Origin of the sequence: Clostridium sp. MCC328 (assembly GCF_018785465.1) — a bacterium.
Classification (GTDB): domain Bacteria; phylum Bacillota; class Clostridia; order Lachnospirales; family Lachnospiraceae; genus Pilosibacter; species Pilosibacter fragilis.
Genome location: NZ_WQPW01000012.1, coordinates 1 through 8,827, shown reverse-complemented (window position 1 = coordinate 8,827; position 8,827 = coordinate 1). Strand labels below are relative to the sequence as shown.

5 protein-coding genes are annotated in these 8,827 nt (G+C 41.1%); 2 read left to right on the top strand and 3 right to left on the bottom strand.

Annotated elements, in window-relative coordinates; all coding sequences use genetic code 11:
• Positions 1 to 1,479: hypothetical protein (locus GPK83_RS02120; protein WP_215703886.1), on the top strand; the 1,479-nt coding region annotated here is incomplete at its 5' end.
• Between the two features lie 226 nt (positions 1,480 to 1,705).
• Here GPK83_RS02120 and GPK83_RS02115 read toward each other — a convergent pair.
• Complete coding sequence (locus tag GPK83_RS02115; protein WP_215703885.1) at positions 1,706 to 3,064, bottom strand: hypothetical protein; 1,359 nt, start codon at positions 3,062 to 3,064, stop codon at positions 1,706 to 1,708.
• A gap of 196 nt (positions 3,065 to 3,260) precedes the next feature.
• Between GPK83_RS02115 and GPK83_RS02110 the strand changes: the two genes are divergently transcribed.
• Positions 3,261 to 4,946, top strand: a complete 1,686-nt coding sequence (locus GPK83_RS02110; RefSeq protein WP_215703884.1) for an AAA family ATPase — start codon at positions 3,261 to 3,263, stop codon at positions 4,944 to 4,946.
• A 205-nt stretch (positions 4,947 to 5,151) separates the two neighbouring features.
• Here the strand turns inward: GPK83_RS02110 and GPK83_RS02105 are convergent, their stop codons facing one another.
• Positions 5,152 to 6,735, bottom strand: coding sequence for an AAA family ATPase (locus GPK83_RS02105; protein WP_215703883.1), 1,584 nt, complete (start codon positions 6,733 to 6,735; stop codon positions 5,152 to 5,154).
• Between the two features lie 539 nt (positions 6,736 to 7,274).
• The gene (locus GPK83_RS02100) at positions 7,275 to 8,489 is read right to left on the bottom strand and encodes an ATP-binding protein (protein WP_215703882.1); all 1,215 of its coding nucleotides are present in this window, start codon (positions 8,487 to 8,489) and stop codon (positions 7,275 to 7,277) included.
• Between the last annotated feature and the right edge of the window lie 338 nt (positions 8,490 to 8,827).

The window sequence follows — 8,827 nt, the reverse complement described above, 5'->3', positions numbered from 1 at the left end:
GATGGCGAGTGGTATTGCTACGACAAAAACGGTGACGCATATACAAACGTATTCTGCTCCAGCAATGGTAAAGAGTACTACGTAGGAGACGACGGACAGCTCGTTCGTTCCGAGTGGGTTGACTACGATGGTTCCTACTATTTTGTAAACAGCAGCGGTGCTAAGATCACAAACGACTGGAGATTAACAACTCCGTACGATGATGACACAGCTGACGAGGAGTGGTACTACTTCAAGTCCAACGGTAAGAGAGCCGAGAACGAGAAGATCACTTACAAGGGAAAAACATACTACTTCGATACAGACGGAAAGATGCTCACAGGTTGGGTAACAACTGGTGACAGCGCAACATCCGTTAACGAAGCTACTGGTTATGAGAAAGACCACACATTCTACTGCGACGAGACAGGTGCTCGTGTAGAGGGTGCATGGGTTAAAGACACAGAGCCGGGCACAGACGATGATGATGCAGATGCAGACGAGTACTGGTACTACTTAAAGAAAGCTACCGGTAAGCCGGCAACAGGCAAGCAGTCCAACATCAATGGTCAGATTTACCTCTTCAACGAGGAAGGTCAGATGCAGGTTGGTTGGGTAGCTCGTTCTGATTCTTCCACAAAGAACTTTGTTCAGTTAGACAAGGAAGATGAAGAGCAGGATATGATCCTCTTAAGCGAGTATGCAGACAGCGAAGTTTACTACTGCGGTGATGAGGATGACGGACACGCAAAGAAGAATAAATGGTTAAAGACATGGCTTCCGAGCGATACAGAAGAAGAGGAAGATGATAAAGAGTGGTTCTGGTTTGACAAGAACGGTAAACTCTACAGAGCATCCGGTTCTGACGCTACTGTTAAGGCTCAGAAGTATAAACTCGAAGAGGGTGACCTCGTTTATGATGGCGATAGCATTACTGGCGTAGAGAAGAAGAAAGTTAACTCCAAGGATTACTGGTTCAGACCGGATGGTGTTATGCTTGCTAAGTTCTACATGATTGATGACAATATGTACTACTTCGGTGGATCTGATGATGGTTCCATGAAGACTGGTTCTCAGACAGTAAAAGACAACACTGGTGATTCCTATAAGTTCTACTTCTATACAAAAGATACTTATGGATACAAGAAGGGTGCCGGTGTAGTAGGTAACCAGAGCAACAAGCTTTACTACTATGGTATGCTTATTCAGGCTGATGATTACAAATATCAGTTAGCTACAATCGCAAAAGATGGCGTAGATTACAGCTTCATCGTTAACTCCAATGGTACAATTCAGCACTCCAAGAGCACTGAGTATAAAGAGGATGGCGATGTATTAATCGCAACAGGTATTAAGGATGCATCTGGAAAAGCTACAGAGACTAAGTTTGTAGAAAACGGTCAGTTCAAGTATGCAATCAGCAATGAAGCTAACAACTGGGATACTGTATCTAAGAATGTTGCTGACATTGATATGAGTGGTTTCGTTCAGGGTAAGTAATCCAAGCGATTGATTAAAATTAGAAATTCTAATTGCAAACATGATGGGCAGGAAGTGATTCCTGCCCATTTTTTGCGTAATTTTTGTATAAACGTAAACAGATGGAGAAAAATCTTCGCCTGAATTGTGTAATTAGCACTCATATAGCAAAATCAGGCAGGGAAATAATCCCTGCCTGAAATCGTTTTGCAATTAGAATTTCTAATTCAAGATATTATTGAATATATTACTGGAAGAAGTTTCCAAGATTTACATCGATAACATCTTTCTTGATAGTCTTTGTATCTTCGATAGCATATTTAGCCTGACCATCTTTTACGAATGTTGTCGGAATAACAACGTCCTTACCATCTTTGTCTTTCTGAGTATAAGCGCCAGTCTTAACTAATACTTCGCCGTCTTCCTTATACTCTGTATTTGCAGAGTGCTGGATTGTACCATTGGAGTTAACGATGAAGCTGTAATCAGTACCATTAATCGTAATTGTTGCTACCTGATACTTGTAATCATCAGCCTGAATCGGAAGTCCATACCAGTAAAGCTTGTTGCCCTGATTACCAACTACACCAGCGCCCTTGCTAAGACCGTGCTTACCATCCGGAGTCTTGTAAGATGCAGCCTGATCTTTTGTATAGAAGTAGAACTTATAAGTATCACCAGTATTGTCCTTAATGGACTGAGAACCAGTCTTCATGGAACCATCATCGGATCCACCGAAGTAGTACATAGCATCGTTGATTAAGTAGAACTTAGAAAGCATTACGCCATCCTTTGTGGACCAGTAATCCTTGGAGCTAACTTTCTTCTTGGAGATAACACCTGTGGATTCATTAGTGTCTTTCTTAAGAGTACCCTCATCAAGTTTGTACTTCCAAGCGTCAGATGCTGTTGCAGAACCTTTGTTTTCTCCGCTTCTGAAGAGTACACCGTCCTTATCGAACCAGAACCACTCTTTGTCATCATCCTCTTCAGATGTGTTGTCCGGAGGCCATGTCTTTGTCCACTTATTCTTCTTAGCGTGTCCGTCGTCCTCATCGCCGCAGTAGTAAACAGCTGCATTTCCTGCTGCGCTCATAGACTTCTCATCATCTTCTTTATCGAGCTGAACAAACTTAGCGCCGTTCGTATCTGTAGCAGCTACCCAACCATGCTGCATCTGACCTTCATTATTGAAGAGGTAGATCTGACCGTTGATGTTGGACTGTTTGCCTGTTGCCGGCTTACCGGTTGTTTTCTTTAAGTAGTACCAGTACTCATCCTCATCAGCGCTGTCATCATCGTACGGAGTTGTTAATCTCCAGTCGTTTGTAATCTTTGCACCGCTGCTGTTTACGAAGTAGTAGCTGCTGTCGTACTCAACCCAGCTGGAACGAACAAGCTGTCCATCCTCACCTACGTAGTACTCTTTACCATTGCTGGAGCAGAATGTGTTCTCGTATGCGTCACCGTTTTTGCCGTAGCACTGCCACTCGCCATCAACCATCATCCAGGTTCCCTTGGAAGCTGCGAAAGATGTCATGGAAGCGCCTAATGCTAACAGAGCTGCTGCGGATACTATTGCAGCAATTTTAGTCTGCTTTCTCATAATTAATGCACTCTCCTTTTGTTTTTTTGAAATGCTTTTTGAAATTCCTAATTGCATTACGAAGCCATTATACGTCCGATAAGTAAAATTATCGTGGGTTCGGAAACGGGGTATTTCGACCGTTATTTCTTGCATCTTTTGGGGGCAGACTATATAATATTCTTAAATACGTGCGATTGCTGAGAGGAGGATGTAAATGTCCAATATGAATATTCCCGTCGGGATTTCAGATTTTAGAAGGATCAGAGAAGAGAATTATTACTACATTGACAAAAGCGGACTTATATCTACTCTTTTAGAAAATACACCTGCGCAGGTTACCTTGATCACACGGCCACGGCGCTTTGGAAAGACTTTGGGAATGAGCATGCTGGCAAACTTTTTTGATATTTCACAGGACAGCAGACAGCTATTTAAAGGATTAGAAATTTCCGGGAACCAGGCACTGTGTGCAGACTGGATGAACCAGTATCCAACTATTTTTTTATCTTTTAAGGATATAGGGGGTACGTCATTCGAGAATGCGTTTAATCTTTTAAGATTTGTCATCGCGCAGCTTTATGACAATTATAAGTTCCTGTTGGATGATCCAGACATTCCATCTGCTCAAAAGGAAATCTTCCAGCGTTTACAGCAGCAGACGGCCTCACTCACGGATATTCAAGGTGCTTTGCTTATTTTGACGAAAATGCTGTATAGCTATTATAAAAAACCTGTAATCATCCTGTTAGACGAATATGATGTTCCGGTCGCAAAGGCAAGTTCAAATGGTTATTATGATGCTATGCTTGAAATCATGAGGCCTATGCTCAGCACAGTGCTGAAGGACAATCCATCTTTGCGTCTGGCGGTAATTACCGGCTGCCTGAAAATAGCAAAAGAAAGTATTTTCACCGGTACCAACAACCTGGTTTCGGATACAATTCAATCCACGCATTTGAATGAATACTTCGGATTTACTCAGGCGGATGTGGACCAAATCCTGTCAGATTTTCATTTTGAGCGCAACAAGACACTAATAAAATCCTGGTATGACGGATATCATTTCGGTGACTTCGACGTATATTGCCCATGGGATGTTATGAATTATATCCGGGATCTTAAAATTGATCCAAGCGCAAGACCGTCCAGCTATTGGAAAAACACCAGTGATAACGCGATTATCCGCTCATTTATTGATTTCGCGGGCGGCAATATTACAAGAAAGCTGGAGAGCCTTCTTTCTGGTGGTTACATTATTCAGCGCGTGGATGATATGCTCACGTATGATTATCTGCATTCTTCGGAGGACAATCTCTGGAGTGTCCTTTATTTGACAGGATATTTAACGAGTGTACGCGATGAGGCTATTGCAGGAGATATTCCTGAGGGAACGTCCGCACTTATGATTCCGAATGAAGAGATCCGTGAAATATTTGAAACAACGATCATGAAATGGTTTGACGATACAGCCAAAGGCTGGAACCGCAGCCGGTTGTTCAATGCTGTGTGGACGGGCGATGCTGATGCTGTCACAGAAGAGATGACGAAACTTCTTAGGAAAACGATCAGTTATCACGGCTACAGAGAAGATTTCTATCATGCATTTCTGGCCGGAATCTTTGCAGGGGCCGGGTATACAGTTGATTCAAACAAAGAGCATGGCGAAGGGCGAAGCGATGTTGTTATTTATGATGAGGCCAACAGCCGCGTTGCAATCTTTGAAGCGAAGTATTCCAGGAACCAGGAACTTCTGCTGTCTGAATGTGATCGTGCACTCAATCAGATCAATGACCGGATGTATGCAGAGGAATATGCAGATGATTATGCAGATGATTATGATGAGATTCTTTGTTATGGAATCGCTTTCTTTAAAAAACGCTGCGTTGTAAAGAAGAAATGATTTTTATGAAAAGCAGAGCCTCATTTTGTTCTCGACAGCGCATTTGATAGCACATACAATTTCACGGGTTATATTGTAAAAATCTCACCGATTGGAATTAACGGATCTCACGGTTTGGAAACAAAAAGCTTAGAACTAAAACAGACGTATAAAGTCAAAATAAAATCGAGCCCTCTACTATACCGTGGGCTCGATTTAAATTTGGCTATTTTACCAGTTGTTCGATTATGCAATCATGAGATTTACTCTTCTTATCGTAGTTAATTCTAACAAGAAGAACATTTCCATGATAAGAATCTAATATAGAGTCATACTTCTTTTCTTTAATCTGTCTCAAGGCTGTCTCGGCTGCTTGGTTCCACTTCAGTTCGAGAATCATTGCTGGTACATCCGGAAATTCTTTCTTTGGAATAAACACCAAATCCGCAAATCCCCGGCCAGTCGGCATTTCGCGAATTGGCTTAAAGTAATACTGTAATGCACCTAAATATGCGATGCTCAGCACACTGCTCAAAGAATTCTCATTATTGTAGGTTATCGCGGATGTATATTCGGAATGAAAATACTCGATCATTTGAGCAACCGTTTCACAATCAGCATCCCAGGTTGCTCGGAGAAGCTCCTCAGACTTTAATTGTAGCTCTGTAAACTCATTCCATTGGCGGTCTTCAACAGCGTCGATCAGTTCCTGCCGGATTTCCTCATTCGGCACAAATGCCGTTCTGTTCACCGAATCATAAGCCACATACCCCAAGTGAATCAGCAACGTCAATATATCATCTTTATTTTTAAACGTCACCATATCGTTCTGGTACGTTGCGGTCTTCACCTTTACTGGGCTGCCTGCAACCATGTCGATCATAGCTGTTTTCAAACCATCAAAGTTCATATTGATAAGCGGTACAATCGATTCATAAGTGCCGGTTTTTGACCAATAACTCTGAAAATCTCCCCATGTCATCACGCTGACAACAGCCTTAGGATTGTAGATTTGCGTCCCAGACAGAAGATAGCCATCATACCAGCGTTTTACTTCAGAAAAATCTTTGTTATATTCTACACAAAGTTTCCTCACTTCATTTTCAGTGAACCCGATATATGGAGCGAATACTTTTGCATCCAGCATTGTAAATTCATCGAAATTATTTAATGCCGACTGCGTCTTTACTTTCTTGATCGGAAGAATTCCGGTCAAAAATGCTAAATGCAAGAATTTAGTTGGCTCATTTCCTTTGAACATCCCACGAAGGAAATTGATATATTCTTCCTGGACCACGAGATCAGAAGATTCATCTCGAATCAGGACGTCCCATTCATCAATGATAACAATAAATTTCTTCCCTGAACAGCTGTTAATATAAGATAACGCACCATAAACAGTTGTTACAGAATCAGGAATATAATCGGGATACATTTCTTTTAATTCCCTGATAACATTGGTATTTATATAAGTCACGGTCTGCTTTGTAGAACCTGCGTCCATACTACACCACTGAATATCAAGATGAATCACATCGTACTTATTCAGATGCTTTTTATAACTCTCAGTCTTGCTGATGGCTAAATCGGCAAACATAGCATCTGAATCGCAGCCTCTACTGTAATACGCAGTGAGCATATTGGCAGTAATCGATTTTCCGAAGCGTCGCGGTCTGCTGTTGCAGATCATTGCGCGGTCCGTATTCAGCGCCTTGTTGGTATACGCAAGTAGTTCAGTTTTATCTACATATATATCTGAATTCAGGATAACCTGAAACGCACTGTTGTCTGGATTTACAAATCTTCCCATACAACCCACCTCTTTCTGCCTATTACTCATATCGCATTTTAGAAACAATTCTTAAGAATATTATATAGTCCACCCACAAAAGATGCAAGAAATACCAGCCCCGGATACATCGCTTTCGGGTCTGCGATAAACAAAAATGTTAAAGGTAAATATCACGCTGCTGACACAGGACTCATGGTGGAAAACGCATCGCAATATTCACGTAGATTCAGAAGTCTGATCGTTAGAGCATCATGGTCATATAAACCGGAAGGTACAGGATCTGGTCTTCGAATTTTAAATCTTTTGTATAGATAATATAGCGATCCTGTACTTTGATCAACAACCAGGTATTTTATCACTGCTAATGTTCATATGATTTATATGGATCACGATAATCGAAAATGTTTTATTCTGATATAAAACTCTCAAGCATACTCATTCCCAAGTTTTTCCCAAAGCGCCGCGGCCGGGTAATGAGAGTTGCCAATGAAATCCGAAATACTAACTGGAACATTTATTTTTGACATATATGCCCCCTTATAAATGGTATCCCCAGGTTAATTCCACTCCTTCATTAACAGGAATTCTCTAATATTTTTGTGCTTAATCCCATTCCTGCTAAAATCGAACTCGTCCATTGAGACAACGTACTTAGGAAAGTTATCCCGGACGGATTCATATATACCAAACTCACGTTGAATCGTTTCTTCGGATGCAAGAAGATAGGTAACCTGTACATAGATTTTCTGTTCCTGCTTCTGACAGATAAAATCAATTTCTTTTGCGCCGATTTTTCCCACAGTTATTGCATACCCACGGCGAAGTAATTCCATATACACAATATTTTCGAGTACCAGATTGATATCCCGCATGTTGCCGCCGAAAACCGCTTCACGTAATCCGTGGTCAGCCATGTAATATTTTTCGTTGGTTGACAATACCTGCTTTCCTTGAATATCCTGCCGCTTTACCTGGTAGAATAAATATGCGCTGACACAATACTGAATATAATTTAATACCGTATCAGTGGCTACTGTGCGCCGCTCATTTTTCAAGAACTTAGTAATAGATGTAGCGGCAAAAGTTGTTCCTATATTTCCGATCACATAAGTGACAATTCTGGTGAGCAGATCAATATCGCGTATTTTATTTCGTTTCACCACATCATTTAAAACAACGGAGTTATAGACGTCTGTAAGATACTGCCTGCTTGGCTCTTCAACAAAATGAAGATTAGCCAGATACGGCATTCCTCCCAACGTTAGATATCTTTGAAACACCACTGAATCCGTAACATCCGGAAAAATGTCTTTATAGAGTTCCATAAATTCTGCATATGAGAACGGATAAATCGTAAATTCTACATATCGACCACCCAAGACGGTCGCAAGCTCACCGGAGAGCAGGCGGGCATTTGAACCTGTGATATAGATATCGCAATCCATTTCGACTCGTAAGGAGTTAATACATTTCTCCCAGTCCGTCACTTCCTGAATCTCATCAAAAAACAGGTAGACTTTTCCAGATATCTCCGACGCACGATTAACTACCTCGCAATGAAGAGCCTGTGCCGTACAGAGATTTGCGTTCCGCATATCCTCAAAATTAAATGCAATAAATTGTGTCTCTGGAACACCGGACTCTTTTAACTCTTCCTTTATCAGGTCTAACATAACAGATTTTCCGCAGCGTCGAATACCAGTCATGACCTTAACAAGATCAGTTCCAATAAATGGACGGATCCTGCTCATATATAATTCACGTTTTATCAAAAAATCAGCCTCCATTTCTACAACAATTATTCTCAAATTATAGGTTCAGTATATCAAATATATATACGATTTTCAAATGGAATATTCATGTTTTATCGGTTATGATCGATAAAGTTTGAAGGAATGCGAACCACGATAATTTTACTTATCGGAAGTATAATGGCTTCGTAATGCAATTAGGAATGTCAAAATGCGTTTCAAAAAAGGAGAATGCATTAATTATGAGAAAGCAGACTAAAATTGCTGCAGTAGTATCCACAGCAGCTCTGTTAGCATTAGGCGCTTCCATGACATCTTTCGCAGCTTCCAAGGGAACCTGGATGATGGTTGATGGCGAG